This is a genomic window from Vibrio sp. CCB-PB317, from assembly GCF_022808245.1.
GTDB classification, from domain to species: Bacteria; Pseudomonadota; Gammaproteobacteria; order Enterobacterales; family Vibrionaceae; genus Vibrio; species Vibrio diabolicus.
The window spans coordinates 1790958-1805252 of the sequence record NZ_JALGNU010000001.1 but is presented as its reverse complement, the minus strand read 5'-3'; the positions used below and the strand labels follow the sequence as shown (position 1 = coordinate 1805252).

The 14295-nt window shown below is 41.9% G+C and carries 14 protein-coding genes and 1 pseudogene; 13 read left to right on the top strand and 2 right to left on the bottom strand.

Going from position 1 to position 14295, the window contains the following annotated elements; translation table 11 throughout:
* Nucleotides 1-70: 70 nt before the first annotated feature.
* From pyrD to rmf, 7 genes are all read left to right on the top strand, one after another.
* Nucleotides 71-1081, top strand: coding sequence for a quinone-dependent dihydroorotate dehydrogenase (gene pyrD, locus MTR11_RS08310; protein WP_006743218.1), 1011 nt, complete (start codon nucleotides 71-73; stop codon nucleotides 1079-1081).
* Nucleotides 1082-1249: 168 nt separating this feature from the next.
* A complete protein-coding gene (locus MTR11_RS08305; RefSeq protein WP_005396505.1) occupies nucleotides 1250-1792 on the top strand; it encodes a cell division protein ZapC in 543 nt (180 codons plus the stop codon).
* 488 nt (nucleotides 1793-2280) lie between these two features.
* A complete protein-coding gene (gene rlmKL / locus MTR11_RS08300; RefSeq protein WP_243327287.1) occupies nucleotides 2281-4401 on the top strand; it encodes a bifunctional 23S rRNA (guanine(2069)-N(7))-methyltransferase RlmK/23S rRNA (guanine(2445)-N(2))-methyltransferase RlmL in 2121 nt (706 codons plus the stop codon).
* A 21-nt stretch (nucleotides 4402-4422) separates the two neighbouring features.
* Entirely contained in the window at nucleotides 4423-4665 is a 243-nt protein-coding gene (locus tag MTR11_RS08295) for a glutaredoxin family protein (protein WP_074190119.1), read from the top strand.
* Nucleotides 4643-6562, top strand: a complete 1920-nt coding sequence (locus tag MTR11_RS08290) for an ABC transporter ATP-binding protein (RefSeq protein ID WP_243327286.1) — start codon at nucleotides 4643-4645, stop codon at nucleotides 6560-6562. The genes MTR11_RS08295 and MTR11_RS08290 overlap by 23 nt, the downstream gene beginning before the upstream one ends.
* A 7-nt stretch (nucleotides 6563-6569) precedes the next feature.
* Nucleotides 6570-8303, top strand: coding sequence for a DUF3466 family protein (locus MTR11_RS08285; protein WP_243327285.1), 1734 nt, complete (start codon nucleotides 6570-6572; stop codon nucleotides 8301-8303).
* A 181-nt stretch (nucleotides 8304-8484) separates the two neighbouring features.
* Nucleotides 8485-8658, top strand: coding sequence for a ribosome modulation factor (rmf, locus tag MTR11_RS08280; protein ID WP_005377453.1), 174 nt, complete (start codon nucleotides 8485-8487; stop codon nucleotides 8656-8658).
* 120 nt (nucleotides 8659-8778) lie between these two features.
* Here rmf and fabA read toward each other — a convergent pair whose 3' ends face one another.
* Both fabA and MTR11_RS08270 read right to left on the bottom strand, forming a co-directional pair.
* Entirely contained in the window at nucleotides 8779-9297 is a 519-nt protein-coding gene (gene fabA, locus MTR11_RS08275) for a bifunctional 3-hydroxydecanoyl-ACP dehydratase/trans-2-decenoyl-ACP isomerase (RefSeq protein WP_005396499.1), read from the bottom strand.
* 70 nt (nucleotides 9298-9367) lie between these two features.
* On the bottom strand, nucleotides 9368-11008 hold the full coding sequence (locus MTR11_RS08270) for a S16 family serine protease (protein ID WP_243327284.1): 1641 nt from the start codon (nucleotides 11006-11008) through the stop codon (nucleotides 9368-9370).
* Between the two features lie 210 nt (nucleotides 11009-11218).
* Between MTR11_RS08270 and matP the strand changes: the two genes are divergently transcribed.
* The 6 genes and pseudogenes from matP to MTR11_RS08240 all read left to right on the top strand — a co-directional run bounded on the left by matP (nucleotide 11219) and on the right by MTR11_RS08240 (nucleotide 14240).
* Nucleotides 11219-11668, top strand: coding sequence for a macrodomain Ter protein MatP (matP, locus tag MTR11_RS08265; protein WP_243327283.1), 450 nt, complete (start codon nucleotides 11219-11221; stop codon nucleotides 11666-11668).
* Between the two features lie 15 nt (nucleotides 11669-11683).
* Nucleotides 11684-11995 carry a DUF3634 family protein gene (locus MTR11_RS08260; RefSeq protein WP_005396496.1) on the top strand — a complete coding sequence of 104 codons (312 nt, stop codon included), beginning with the start codon at nucleotides 11684-11686 and terminating at the stop codon, nucleotides 11993-11995.
* A gap of 114 nt (nucleotides 11996-12109) precedes the next feature.
* Nucleotides 12110-12433 carry a hypothetical protein gene (locus MTR11_RS08255; RefSeq protein ID WP_243327282.1) on the top strand — a complete coding sequence of 108 codons (324 nt, stop codon included), beginning with the start codon at nucleotides 12110-12112 and terminating at the stop codon, nucleotides 12431-12433.
* A gap of 130 nt (nucleotides 12434-12563) precedes the next feature.
* A pseudogene (locus tag MTR11_RS08250) lies at nucleotides 12564-12803 on the top strand (DUF3693 domain-containing protein); the annotation flags it as partial.
* The gene (locus MTR11_RS08245; protein ID WP_243327281.1) at nucleotides 12781-13146 is read left to right on the top strand and encodes a regulator; all 366 of its coding nucleotides are present in this window, start codon (nucleotides 12781-12783) and stop codon (nucleotides 13144-13146) included. The pseudogene MTR11_RS08250 and the gene MTR11_RS08245, both read left to right, overlap by 23 nt.
* Before the next feature lie 449 nt (nucleotides 13147-13595).
* Nucleotides 13596-14240 carry a DUF2726 domain-containing protein gene (locus MTR11_RS08240; RefSeq protein WP_243327280.1) on the top strand — a complete coding sequence of 215 codons (645 nt, stop codon included), beginning with the start codon at nucleotides 13596-13598 and terminating at the stop codon, nucleotides 14238-14240.
* The last annotated feature ends 55 nt before the right edge of the window (nucleotides 14241-14295 follow it).

Here is a 14295-nt window from a genome sequence, read left to right as displayed (position 1 = left end):
TTGAATTACGATGAAAAACAGTAAATAATATTGTCCCGTTTATACGGGGCTTTTTTCTTTCGGAGGCACAATGCTTTACCGTCTAGCCAGAACTGGCTTTTTCCAACTCGATGCCGAGAAGGCACACGATCTTGCAATCAAGAACTTCCAACGCTTTAACGGCACACCACTTGATCTCTTTTACCGCCAACAATTACCAACTCGTCCAGTTGAGTGTATGGGACTAACATTCCGTAACCCAGTAGGTCTTGCGGCTGGCTTAGATAAAAACGGTGAATGCATTGAAGCATTTGATGCCATGGGCTTTGGCTTTGTCGAAGTTGGCACAGTAACACCTCGTCCGCAACCAGGGAATGATAAACCACGCTTATTTCGCTTAGTCGAAGCTGAAGGGATCATCAATCGCATGGGCTTTAACAACCTAGGCGTTGATAATTTGGTCGAGAATGTAAAGCAAGCAAAATTCAACTGTGTTCTCGGAATTAATATTGGTAAAAACAAAGACACACCAATTGAGAAAGGGGCAGAGGACTACCTGATTTGTATGGAGAAAGTGTATGAGTACGCAGGCTACATTGCGGTTAATATCTCATCACCGAACACTCCGGGTCTTCGTTCACTTCAATATGGTGAAGCGCTTGATGAACTACTTTCTGAATTAAAAGCGAAACAAGCGGAACTTTCAGAGAAATACAACAAATACGTCCCGCTAGCATTAAAAATTGCGCCTGATTTGAGTGACGAAGAAATCTGCCAAATCTGCGATTCTTTATTGAAAAACAATATAGATGGTGTGATCGCGACTAACACAACTCTGGATCGCACGATCGTAGAAGGAATGAAACACGCCAATGAGGCAGGTGGTTTAAGTGGTCGCCCTGTGCAATCACGCTCTACGGAAGTCGTACGTAAGCTTCATGAAGAGCTAGGAGACAAACTTCCAATTATCGGTGTTGGTGGTGTGGATTCCTATGTTGCAGCCAAAGAAAAGCTGATGGCAGGCGCTAAACTTGTTCAAGTCTACACCGGCTTTATTTACCACGGCCCAGGCCTAGTACGTGATATTGTTAAGAATCTTTAACATACACATCAAAAACCACTGAAAAATCAGTAGCTATTACATAAAAAAGAGGACTTTGTTTCCTCTTTTTTTTTATCCGTTCGTTTGTAAAATTTAAAAATCACGAGTAGGTAATTAAGCGTCTTACCTCTTTACCACTGATTTAACTAGTCAAGAGAGAACGGAATAATGCTTAAACCCAGCGACAAATGGAATTGGTATTTTGACGAGCAAAAAGCTTGCTTAATGCTGGATCTGGGGGAGGAAATGATTTTCCAAACCAATTTATCCCGAAAATTGTTGGTTAACTGTGCCTTCTCAAACAATGAATTTACCGTTGATGACGCCAGTGCATTCCAAACGTTTAATGAACGTATTCGATGCCTCGACATCAGCGAATACCGCCAAGCTGAGTTAACACTGTATTGTGTTGCAGCAAAGCGCTTTCATAAACCTGTACAGCCTAAAAGCTGGTTCTTTGACGCACAGTCCTCAGGTTACGAGCCTGAAGAAGGGGACATGGTCTTTCTAACAAACCAATATTCTGATGGCATGTTCATCGTGTTAGAACCAGGCGAGACGTCGAGCTTATGTGCTTATGTTAACCAAGAAGCGTTTGTGCTTGATGGCAATAAGGCGCTTCAGTTTGGGCAGCCGATTAAAGTAATGCATGACCGCATGGCTTGTGCAAATCACCTCTTTGCAATAACCCCTATGGCAATGGTGGGATAAACCTGTTTAATTTTTTCTTTATTTCGTTCCTTTGTTTGCATTAGTCGACCTCGTTAGGTCGATTTTTTTTGTCCTTTCCTTTGATACTAGAGCCCCATCAGCCATGAAACTGTATGTTTTCTATGCATGCAAACATGAAGCTGGTCACTTCTATTTTACTTATTTCAATCTGATGACTCCTTTAACTAGGCAACCTAGCGCTTAAAATAACCCCATTTATTCCCCTATAAGGCAAAAATGTAAGTAACTTACATCAACCATTTCGTTCTGGTATATACCAAAATTAACGTAAATAAGTATTCACTTCTTGCAAAGGGAACAAAATTTCGTTCGTGAATAAAAAACACTCAAATTGAAGATGTTGAAAGTTTCAGATCATTTTGTTGGTGATGATTTGAACTAACAGGTGGGGAAATTCCTTTAAAAACGAGGCATTGATCGTAAAGTCAGGTATAATTGAAGCCATTTTTTATCAGCGAAAGAACACTATGAATCAATATCTCGCGGTAACTTCAAATGGCATGGAAAATTTGCTTGTTGAAGAACTGACTAAACTAGGCATTGAAAATGCGAAACCAGTACAGGCAGGCGTAAAATTTAAAGCGACAAACGAACAGGTTTATCGCTGTTGTTTGTGGAGCCGTTTAGCGTCTCGATTTGTACGTGTTTTATCTGAGTTCACGTGTAACAACGACATGGACTTGTATTTATCTACATCTGCTATTAACTGGGTTAACCAATTTCATAGCTCTAAACGTTTTGTTGTGGACTTTAACGGCACAAACCGTGAGATCAGAAATAGCCAATACGGTGCGATGAAAGTCAAAGATGGCATCGTAGATTGCTTTGAAAATAAAGGTTTGCCGCGTCCCAACATCAGTAAAGAACGCCCAGATGTTCGTATTCACGTTCGTTTGCATAAAGATAAAGCGTTGCTTGGGATCGATATGGTAGGCAGTGGTTTGCATCAGCGTGGCTACCGACCAGAATCGGGTCGTGCCCCGTTACGTGAAACGCTTGCTTCTGCGATTATCATGCGTTGTGGCTGGGATGGGCATCAACCATTACTCGATCCAATGTGCGGTTCTGGTACTTTGCTTATTGAAGCTGCGATGATGGCTGCCAACATGGCTCCTGGCGTTAAGCGAAAGCAATGGGGTTTCGAAGTGTTGGAAGACTTTGAACCAGAGACTTGGGCAGAGATTAAATCAGAGGCTAATGTTCAAGCTAGACGAGGTGTCAAGAAAGTTGACGCTAAGTTTTTTGGCTTCGATAACGACCCTAAAGTATTAAAAGTTGCTCAAGAAAACGCGCGCAGAGCAGGCGTTGAAGAATTGATTGAGTTCGCACAAGGTGATGCTGCAACCATTACTCGTCCTGCAGGATTCGAACACGGTGTTATCGTTTCAAACCCACCTTACGGTGAACGTCTAGGAACTGAGCCGGGGCTAATTGCGCTCTACACCGCATTTGGTGGACAGCTAAAATCTGAGTTTGGTGGATGTAAAGCCTCTATCTTCTCGAGTTCAGACGAGCTGCTGAGCTGTCTTCGTATGCGTGCTGATAAACAATTTAAATTGAATAATGGTGCGTTACCTTGTCACCAAAAGAACTACAGTATTGCAGAGCGCAGTGCTGATGAGGTGAAGGGTGCTGATACTAATGTTCAAATCGCACCAGACTTTTCAAATCGTTTAAAGAAAAACATTGGCAAGATTGGCAAGTGGGCTCGTAAAGAGAAGCTTGATTGCTACCGAATCTATGACGCTGATCTTCCTGAATACAATGTGGCGATAGACGTATACGGCGATCAAATCGTAATTCAAGAGTATGCTGCGCCAAAAAACATTCCAGAAGAAAAAGCAAAACGTCGCCTAACGGATATCATTCGTGCAACGATTCAGGTGACAGGTGTAGAGGCGAACAAAGTAGTACTTAAAGTTCGTGAAAAGCAGAAGGGTCGCAGCCAATACCAAAAATTAGGTCAGGTATCAGAGACGCTTGAAGTAAACGAGTACGGTGTGAAGCTGATCGTAAACCTTCATGACTATCTAGACACTGGCTTGTTCTTGGATCATAAGATCACTCGTCGTCGCTTAGGTGAAATGGCGCAAGGTAAAGATTTCTTAAACTTGTTTGCATATACTGGGAGTGCGACGGTTCACGCAGCGGTTGGTGGCGCTCGTTCCACAACGACTATTGATATGTCAAATACCTACTTGAACTGGGCGAAAGACAATATGCAGCTTAACGGCTGTGTAGGACGTCAGCATCGCTATGAACAAGCAGACTGTTTGCAATGGCTAGAAAACGCGAAAGGTGAGTACGACTTGATCTTTATTGATCCACCTACGTTCTCTAACTCTAAGCGTATGGAAACATCATTCGACGTACAACGTGACCACATTAAACTGATGAAGAATCTTAAACGTTTACTAAGAAGTGAAGGCACTATCGTATTCTCGAATAACAAGCGCTACTTCAAGATGGATGAAGAGTCGCTGGCCGAACTTGGTTTGAAGGCTCAGAATATTTCTTCTCAAACGTTACCATTAGATTTTGCGCGTAATAAACAGATTCATAACTGTTGGCTAGTAACGCACGCGTAGTATAAACAAAAGGATTAATACGTGCTGATATTGTATAGCACGGAGGGATGCCATCTTTGTGAGATGGCATTTGCTCTAGTAGACCAAATTGGTTTGGCCGAGCAAACAGATATCATTGATATTGCGTTCGATGATGCACTGTTTTCTCGTTACGGCGTCACAATACCCGTATTAAAGTATCAAGATTCTGAGTTGAACTGGCCGTTTGACTTAGAACAACTCACACATTGGTTGGATAATAATGGCATTACTTACCATTCATAACGCACAACTTGCATTTGGTGACCACCCATTGCTGGACAAAGCGGAGTTCGCTCTTCAAGAAAACGAACGCGTTTGTTTAGTGGGTCGCAACGGAGCAGGTAAGTCCACGTTAATGAAAGTGCTTGCCGGCGACATTTTGTTGGACGACGGCAAGATTCAAATCACTCAAGACGTCGTTGTTTCTCGACTTGAACAAGATCCACCGCGTAATCAAGAGGGTACGGTTTACGAATACGTATCTGGCGGTTTGGCTGAAATCGGCGAACAACTGAAGATCTATCACGATCTTCTCGATCTTGTTGCTCAAGACCCGAGTGAGAAAAACATCAACCGTTTAGCCAAGGTTCAAGAGCAACTTGACCATTCTAATGCTTGGCGTTTTGATGACCGTGTTAAGAACGTACTTGGTGCTTTAAAACTAAGTCCAGAAACTAAACTGACCGATTTATCCGGTGGTTGGCAACGTAAAGCCGCTTTAGCTCGCGCGCTGGTTTGTGACCCTGATGTATTACTTCTTGATGAGCCAACAAACCATCTTGATGTAACAACTATCGAATGGTTAGAGAACTTCTTAAAAGACTTCAAAGGCTCGATCATCTTTATTTCTCACGACCGTGCGTTCATCAAATCAATGGCAACACGCATTGTTGATTTAGATCGCGGGCAATTAGCTTCTTTCCCAGGTGATTACGACAACTACCTAGAAGAAAAAGAAGAGATGCTCCGCGTTGAAGAAATGCAGAATGCTGAATTCGACAAAAAGCTTGCTCAAGAGGAAGTTTGGATTCGGCAGGGCATTAAAGCACGCCGAACTCGAAATGAAGGTCGTGTACGCGCATTGAAGAAACTTCGTGAAGAGCGTCGCGATCGCCGGGATGTCCAAGGCAAAGTTAACCTTAATATCGATGATGCTTCACGTTCAGGGAAAATTGTATTTGAAGCAGAAAACATATCTTTTGCTTACGAAGGCAAGACAATCGTCGACAACTTCAGCTTTAACATTATGCGCGGTGACCGTATTGCACTTATCGGACCAAATGGCTGCGGTAAGAGTACGGTACTTAAATTGCTATTGGGGCAATTGGAAGCGCAGTCTGGTCGTTTACACTGCGGAACAAAATTAGAAGTCGCGTACTTTGATCAGTACCGAGAGATTTTGGATCCAGAAAAGACAGTGATCGATAACTTAGCGGATGGGAAACAAGAAGTAATGGTTGGGGGACGTCAGCGTCATGCGCTGAGTTATCTTCAAGACTTCTTATTTGCACCTAAGCGCGCAAGAACCCCGGTTAAGGCGCTCTCTGGTGGTGAGAAAAACCGATTACTGCTAGCTCGTATCTTGTTGAAACCAAACAACTTACTTATTCTTGATGAACCAACCAACGATTTGGATATCGAAACGTTGGAACTTTTAGAAGAAATGCTTGCCAACTATCAGGGCACATTGCTTTTAGTTAGCCACGACCGAGAGTTTGTTGATAATACCGTTACCACAAGCTGGATCTTCGAAGGGAACGGAGTGATTGAAGAGTTTGTTGGTGGTTATCACGATGCAAGACAACAGCGTGAACAGGTATTGGCGGTTCGTCAAGCGGTTGAAAAGCCAGCGAAAAGAGAAAAAATGGTTGAGGAAACTCCCAAAACAACTCAACCTAAGAACAACTCGAAGAAGTTATCGTATAAGCTGCAAAGAGAATTAGAAGCTCTACCAGCTAAACTAGAACAATTAGAGTCGGATATCGAGGGCCTTCAGGAGCAAGTGAACGATCCAGAGTTCTTTGCTAAACCTGTAGAGCAAACTCAGCCGGTATTGGAACAGCTTGCTGCGCTAGAGCAGGAGTTGGAAAACGCATTCGAGAGATGGGAAGAACTCGAAGCAATGCAACAGGATAGTTAAGAATTCAATGAATTGTAGTAATAAATTCAAATTGACCGCCATTGCGATGATGGTTGGTACCACAATGAACGCACAAGCGGCATTGTATCAAGTGGTTGAGGTTTCACCTCAGGATCATGGTTCAAACGGTGACTACCAAACGGCTTACGGCGTTGCAATTCAGCAAGGTGATGCGGGTACAGATCCTTCAACAGGTTCCTCTTTCGCTTTGGGCTGTTTTGATGCGGCAGCAAACTGTACACCAGACCAATTTAAGCTTGCGATGGAAACTCGCACAACACCTATTTCAGCAACACAAGCTGTGGATGGAAATAGCTATCGTGAGGAAATTCCATTTGGATTGGACGCGGGCTTTTATTACATCCAAGAACTCAAAGATTTTGAACGTTACTGTTATAACCAGCTTCGCTATTCTACTTGTGACTCTTGGGCTTCTGTAAACTGGACCCCATGGAACAAAGAGCGTAGTAAAGACTTTACTTCTAATGCGTTAGCATTTGTAGAAGGCGATTCTGCTGCTTATAAAAATGAATATAACAATGTTATCAATCAGCTTACCGAAGATGGTGCAGCTGTCGGTAATCAAAGTAAAGTCAACAGTGAAAACAAGTCGACACTGGAAACAAGAAATACAGTCGTAGCACCTATTGAACCAAATTTTGTTACAGGTGATAACGACGCAAGCGTTGTGCAAAGCCACGCTTGGAAAACCGATGGCACTTTTACCGTTGGTAGTGTATCTCGAACAGCAAGCAATACCAATGGCGCTCACCACACATCGAAAGCAGCTATTTGGGATCAAAGTGGAACCGTCAGCGAGTTGGCTTGGCCAAGTGGCACATCTAAAGATGGAGAAAGACTGGCTCAAGGAAGCATGCGTGACCTTGTCACAGATGGAACAACGGTTTACGGCGTGGGTTACAACACATACAGTGATGATAACTATCTGAATGCTACTGTTTTTGTCGGAACCCTAGAGGCAGAAGGTAGCGTTGAAAACGCAACTTGGAAAAACAAAGTTGTTGTAGGAGCGAGACAGAGTGAGGGCGATGATACGGTTCATACAAACTCACGATTAACCGATGTTAACTCAAATTTTGTTGCTATTGGTGAAGCAAAACGTTCGGGCGGATATCTAATGCCAACGGGCTCTGCTCCAAATCGTCTCTTTATCGTAAATGATGTTCGTAAGGATTCTATTAACGCTTTTTACCCAACTACAGGTATTTTCTTTAGCGGTGCAGGCGGTAAGATGGGCGGTATCAACTCTTACAATGAAATCGTTGGGCAACTTGATGCGGAAACGACGCGTGAAGACGATGGCAAGCCACGTCGTAAGCGCGGTTTTATCTACCCATACAGTGTAGGTGGTGAGACTAGTGAACGTGCTTCAACACTATTTAATGGAAAAGCTTGGTTCCTAGATAGTTTGACTAATGGCGGTGACTACTCTGAACAAAACAACCAGTTCCGTATCATTGACGCAACCGATATCAACGATGCAGGTGTGATTTCTGGTACCGCGATGAAATGTGCTGGCGGTTACAGTACAACAGCAAACAATGCGACATGTAGTTCTGATGAGCAAATCGTAGCTGTAAAATTGGTGCCTATTGCAGGTGCGACTGAGAAGGACATTGTGTCTCGAAGCGTTGACTCAACGACAACAGAGCGTCAAGGTGCAGGCCTTGGTTGGTTAGCTTTGACCATGCTTGGATTGTTTGGGTTCCGTAGAAAATAGTCAAAAATCGTCAGTAATTTTTAAATCAAGCAGAGGCTCACACATTTGAGCCTCTGCTTTTTTTATGCCTTGAGAAATCACTCAACTTGATCGATTCTTATAAGTGGAGTCATAAAAACTCCATCAAAGTTTCACAATAACAGCTGTACGTTAGTAAATGGACCTGTATGAGGAATTAACTATGAAGAGACAAAAGCGTGATCGCCTAGAACGAGCTCAATCTCAAGGCTATAAAGCTGGGTTGAATGGAAGGTCTCAAGAGGCTTGCCCATATCAACAAGTTGATGCTCGGTCGTATTGGTTAGGTGGTTGGCGTGATGCCAGAGATGAAAGACAATCTGGTCTCTACAAATAAACTCTCCACATACAAAAAGAAGGATTCGAAAGGGCTCTACGGAGCCTTTTCTACATTTATAGACTAGGCAAACAAAAAGGCCCCTAAATAGGAGCCTTTATAAATCGATTAAATTCGTGATTAGAAGTTTGAAGTGTCTTGGAACAAACCAACTTTCAAATCTTTCGCAACGTAGATTTCTTTGCCATCTACGCATACACGACCGTCAGCCAAACCCATTACTAGTTTACGATTTACGACGCGTTTCATATGGATTTCGTAGGTTACTTTTTTCGCCGTCGGTAGGATTTGGCCTGTAAACTTCACTTCACCAACACCTAGAGCGCGACCTTTACCTTTACCGCCAACCCAGCCAAGGAAGAAGCCAACAAGTTGCCACATCGCGTCAAGGCCAAGGCAGCCAGGCATTACTGGATCACCAGGGAAGTGGCAATCAAAGAACCACAAATCTGGAGTAATATCCAATTCCGCCAAGATCAAACCTTTACCAAAATCGCCCTCTGTCTCAGACATTTTAGTAATACGATCCATCATTAGCATGTTTGGCGCAGGAAGCTGAGGGTAACCAGGCCCAAACAGTTCCCCTTGGCTAGAAGCAAGTAGATCGTCACGGTTATAAGAATCACGTTTGTTTTGCATTATCAATTACTCCAATTTTTGATAGCTGCATCTTAGTGAACACGTGTACGCTAAACAACTCCGATCAGTACTAGACAAACCAGTTTTTGATGCGCTGCACAATTCCTTCTGGATGCTCATGTCTTTCAAAGTTTTCAATACGTTCCGCTATTTTGCCAATAATGCTCTCGTCTTCGCCTCTAAAAGGTTTATTCATAACAATCGGAATAGCTTCATCTACCGTAGAGACGGACCAAATATGGAACTCACCATTTTTAATGCTTTCTATTACATCTTTATGTAATGCAAGGTGTTTAAGGTTTGATTTCGGCATGACAACGCCTTGATTTCCCGTAAAACCCTGATGTTTACAAACCTGATAAAAACCTTCAACTTTCTCGTTCAAGCCACCGACTGCTTGCACTCGACCAAACTGATCGACGGCTCCTGTAACCGCAACTTGTTGATTAATTGGAGATTCAGATAACGCACTCACCAAGCAACAAAGTTCTGCGAGAGATGCGCTGTCACCGTCAACTTCACTATAAGACTGTTCAAATACAATTGAGGCAGAGTAAGGCAGTGGTTCATCCAGTTTTAGAGCAGAGCTTAAGAAAGCTTGCATAATCATCATGCCTTTCGCATGTAGATTGCCTCCAAGCTCAGCTTTGCGCTCAACATCGGAAACATCGCCATCACCAAAGTGAATTACACACGATATTCTGGCAGGCTCACCATAGCTGACAGGGTGTCCAGCCATATCGATGACGGTTAGGCCATTGATTTGGCCAACTTGCTCCCCAGTTGTCTCAATGATGACTTGTCCATCTAAAATATCGTACACGGCACGCTGAGGAAGATAGGATTCGCGGTAATACTTGTCGTCAATCGCTTTATCTAATGACTCGTAATCTAATGTTTGGCCATCACTGAACTGGCTGGCAAGTGTTAGAAGTTGAGAATGCCACATTACACCTAACGGCAAATAATGTTGATCTTCAGTAAATCTCATACCAGCTAGCAATAGTCTTCTAAAGCCACATTCCGTTAAATGAGGCAGCTGATATTGAGAACATATCCAGTTCACCAAACCAAAGTAATCTGTCAAATTCTGCTCTGACAAATGAATATCTTCTTCAACTTCGGTATACATGGCAAAGCCTGAACAAAAGTCCTCGTCGATATATTCTAGCTCTGCTAACTGACTTCTTTCCCCAGTTACAATCAGTTTTACATCATAAGCTTTAGATGGCGGTACTGAAGTAGGTAAGCGAGTAGGGCTTAGGTTCAGTGGCTCGATAAGGTTTTGTTGAATTGCAGACTTTATATTCGGCCAAAGTCCCGGGTTAGCCAGAATGAGATTAGCAGGTACAATCAAATAACCGTCGTCAGCTTGTGAAATCAAGCCAGGTTGGAAGGCAATATCACCACTTACATCAACACTGTAACGGTCAAATAAACGTTTGGCATCAAGTGATTCCGACAAAACAATCGCAGCGTTAGAATGACTCTGAAGAGCTTTACTGATGAACTCTCTATAGACAGAATTATCGACGCAGTTAATGAGTAGCACGCGTGTCAATCCCGACATTTTGGAAAAGCGAGATATCGTTGCCGACATCCTCGGTTGAAGATCAGTAAAAGACTTCTTTGGTAACGAAGGTGCAGACTTTAAAAGTGCTTCGTACTGCTCAAGTGAAGGTGTTACGTCTTGCCAATTAAGTTGGTTCATTAAAATTCATCGTAATTCAATCTTGCCGACATTATAACGAAATGGACTATAACACCCTAGCACCAATTTGGTTCGCTCACGGCATTCAACACTCAATGAACAATACTTAGACAAATGAGTGATCAACATCGATACTTCTAAGAGTTTTATTTGCCCAAGTAAATTATCTGGGTTACGCTGTCACTAGGTTATGTTTATGGGTCGGAATAAATGAAATATCAGCAGCTTGAGAATCTAGAGTGTGGGTGGAAATGGAAGTATCTCATCAAGAAATGGAAAGATGGTGAAGCGATTACCCGACATATTGATACAAGTGAAGCAGATGCCGCGGTTGCAGAGCTAAAATGCCTTGAACATGAGCCTACACTTGTCTTGGCTTGGATAGAAAACCACATGTCAGAAGAGTTAGACAATAAACTCAAGCAGGCTATCCGAGCGAAACGGAAACGCCACTTTAATGCAGAGCAAGTCCATACAAAGAAAAAATCCATTGATTTAGATTACCGAGTTTGGGAAAAGCTTTCTAGTAGAGCAAACGAGCTCGGTTGTACATTATCTGACGCAATTGAATATCTACTTTCTGAAGCATCGAGAAGTGAGAAAGCGAGTCAAAAAGTTACCTCAATCAAAGAGGATTTGAGTAAATTGCTATCTAGCTAGGATAGGGAGTGCCAAATGTTATATGTAATCTTAATTGCTGCCATCGTGATCTTTTGGTTGATCGCAGTTGATAGACCAGTGCTAAAAGTAAAGTTTGATAACGGCCATATCAGTAACGTAAAAGGGCATCTACCACCTTCTTTCAAACATAACTTACAAGATATTAGTGAACATAATCCGTTTAGTGGTGAAATGAAGGTATATAGCCAACGAACCGGCATGCGCTTGAGCTTCTCCAAGGACGTTCCCAAAAAAATCCAACAGCGGATTCGCAACGTTTTTCCGCATCAAGGTTTCAAAGCGAGCAAAGGCAAGAAGCGAGCTTAATTACATATCAGTTACTTAATCGTGTTAAATGGGACGCAATATAGCGTCCCATTTTCGTATCTATAGAAAAATTATTTATCATTGATTAATCAATAAGATAAACGGGCTTAAATTATGCGATACGTTGTAACTTTAATGTTCTTACTCTTCGTAAGCACTCCAGCTTTGTCTGACGACTCGGAAACGAACCCATTGGCTAAAAAGATTAAAACTAAGATTCAAAGGAAAGCGGACAATAAATTTGATGGCTACCAAGGTTATTGCGATGTCATGATAGAGATGGAACACAAAGGTAAAAAAGCAGTAATAAAAAGAGTAACCAGTAGTGGTGACAAAAAAGTTTGTCGGTATGTGAAATCCAACTTGAGGAAAGGAAAACGCTATCGTTATAAATATCCAGAAAAGTATATTCGGCTTCATATAACCACAGGTTCGTGATTTCAATGTTGATTAGAAGCATCGGGCAGCAAGAGCGCAAAGCTTTCAGACTCGATGAACTAGATGAAAATGAAGTGGCTCTCGTGTAATTGGCTGGGAATGCAGGCTAGGTGAGATAAACCAATCAACTCGAAATGATAATCTGCAGATAAAATCAGTATGGGAAGGAATTGCAAAAAAGTATAACGGACTTGGATTATCAAGCATTTCAATGGTTTGTGCCGGATTGGCTTTAGTGATTGCAAGTCCACAGGAACCACTATTACAGTGCGCATTATATCTGCTTATGTTGAATTCGATTGCATATGCAAGTCTTATAAAATGTCTCTCTTTTGAGGGACTATTCAATGAAGTATCACGAAATGACTAAAAACTATATTTTTCGTGAATTTGAATGTGGTTTATCCGTCGAACAAGCTGCTGAACTTTGTTTAAAAACTGTGAGAACAGTCAAAGAATGGGATAAGGGGAAAACCATTCCACCGGAGTGTAAACGGTTAATGAGAATGACAAAAGGAAGGGAACTGAGCCCATCTGATCAATGGGAGCATTTTAAAATGCATTACGACAGACTGGAACTACCTACAGGACAACTGGTTACTGCCCAACAAGTTCTGACGGGTATTGCATTATTAGAAATCGGGGCTTTGACTGACTTAGAAGCAGCTGGAAAGGTATTGAAATTTGCACGAGCATTAAAAAACATGATGTAAAGAGTGGCCCCTAAAGGGGCCACTCTTTAGAATTTGATATACTGCTTTATGAACTAGAAGGCAGTTTTTCTGAAATTCTCAAACAAAACCACTGAACAAGGAACATATATAAAAAATAATACCAACAGCTATTCAAGACATACATAAATAAATCAAAATCAGAAAAATCGTTGCTTACTCCTTGTATTGTTGCGCTGAATAAAATTAATGTAAGTATTGCAACATCAAGTTTGATAAAAACCCAAAGTATTGGGGACTTGTATTCTTTGTAGGTGAATACAAATGTTAAGTGGGCTACAGAAAAAAACGTTATCAACGCTATAAAAAAATTATCCATAATATCTCTTTGATTTGGTGATTATTTGAAGTTTGTTGTGAAATTACATTTGACAATCGGTTCATAATAACACCTCAAACAAAATCGATATGCTACGATACACTCATTTTTTATGAGTGAGGAACAGAAAGTGCCTGAATTACTGATACTTATATCTTTAGCGTGTATTGTGTATCTATTCACAAAAAAGGGTAAGAAGCCTAAACGTAGGCTTAACGAGTGGGAGCAACGTGCAACGGTTAGAAGACCGAACAGCATACATTCTTTTGAACCAAAAGCTGTAGACAATAGCCCCAAGATAGTCGAAGTACCTTTGCCGAACACTGGCAATAAGACTAATTCTGTACCTCACAAGAAAAGTACATACTTGGCCACCAAGACAGAGCGCAGATTCTATAAAGTGTTGCAGGAGCTTATACCTGATGAATACGTGATTCATAGTCAAGTTTCATTGATGGCATTGGTTCAACCGACCAATTTCAAAGATAACTCTCGAACTTGGGCTAAAAGAATGGACTACGTGATAACGGATAGAGACACAAAAGTATTGGCAGTTATCGAGCTAGACGACTCATCTCATAGGCAGAAGAAGAGACAAGAACGAGATATATACGTAAATAATGCACTTAACGAACACCACCCGTTGCTTCGGTTTGAAGCTAGAAGCTCTTATGACAAAACACATATCGCAACCGTATTAGAGCGCAACACGATAATAAAGTGTAAAGAACTAGACAGTGTATTGCAGTGCAGCTAAAGCAGAGCCGAACATCAATTGTTCGGCTTTCGTTTTAAGTCAAAGTATCGTGATT

What these genes read in the sequence shown, in the direction of transcription:
- MTR11_RS08285 (WP_243327285.1), top strand. Translation starts at nt 6,570, where the DNA reads ATGAATTGTAGTAATAAATTCAAATTGACCGCCATTGCGATGATGGTT.
- MTR11_RS08255 (WP_243327282.1), top strand. Translation starts at nt 12,110, where the DNA reads ATGCGATACGTTGTAACTTTAATGTTCTTACTCTTCGTAAGCACTCCA.
- fabA (WP_005396499.1), bottom strand. Translation starts at nt 9,297, where the DNA reads ATGCAAAACAAACGTGATTCTTATAACCGTGACGATCTACTTGCTTCT.
- MTR11_RS08240 (WP_243327280.1), top strand. Translation starts at nt 13,596, where the DNA reads ATGAGTGAGGAACAGAAAGTGCCTGAATTACTGATACTTATATCTTTA.
- MTR11_RS08260 (WP_005396496.1), top strand. Translation starts at nt 11,684, where the DNA reads ATGTTATATGTAATCTTAATTGCTGCCATCGTGATCTTTTGGTTGATC.
- MTR11_RS08290 (WP_243327286.1), top strand. Translation starts at nt 4,643, where the DNA reads ATGGCATTACTTACCATTCATAACGCACAACTTGCATTTGGTGACCAC.
- MTR11_RS08245 (WP_243327281.1), top strand. Translation starts at nt 12,781, where the DNA reads ATGAAGTATCACGAAATGACTAAAAACTATATTTTTCGTGAATTTGAA.
- MTR11_RS08270 (WP_243327284.1), bottom strand. Translation starts at nt 11,008, where the DNA reads ATGAACCAACTTAATTGGCAAGACGTAACACCTTCACTTGAGCAGTAC.
- pyrD (WP_006743218.1), top strand. Translation starts at nt 71, where the DNA reads ATGCTTTACCGTCTAGCCAGAACTGGCTTTTTCCAACTCGATGCCGAG.
- rmf (WP_005377453.1), top strand. Translation starts at nt 8,485, where the DNA reads ATGAAGAGACAAAAGCGTGATCGCCTAGAACGAGCTCAATCTCAAGGC.
- rlmKL (WP_243327287.1), top strand. Translation starts at nt 2,281, where the DNA reads ATGAATCAATATCTCGCGGTAACTTCAAATGGCATGGAAAATTTGCTT.
- matP (WP_243327283.1), top strand. Translation starts at nt 11,219, where the DNA reads ATGAAATATCAGCAGCTTGAGAATCTAGAGTGTGGGTGGAAATGGAAG.
- MTR11_RS08305 (WP_005396505.1), top strand. Translation starts at nt 1,250, where the DNA reads ATGCTTAAACCCAGCGACAAATGGAATTGGTATTTTGACGAGCAAAAA.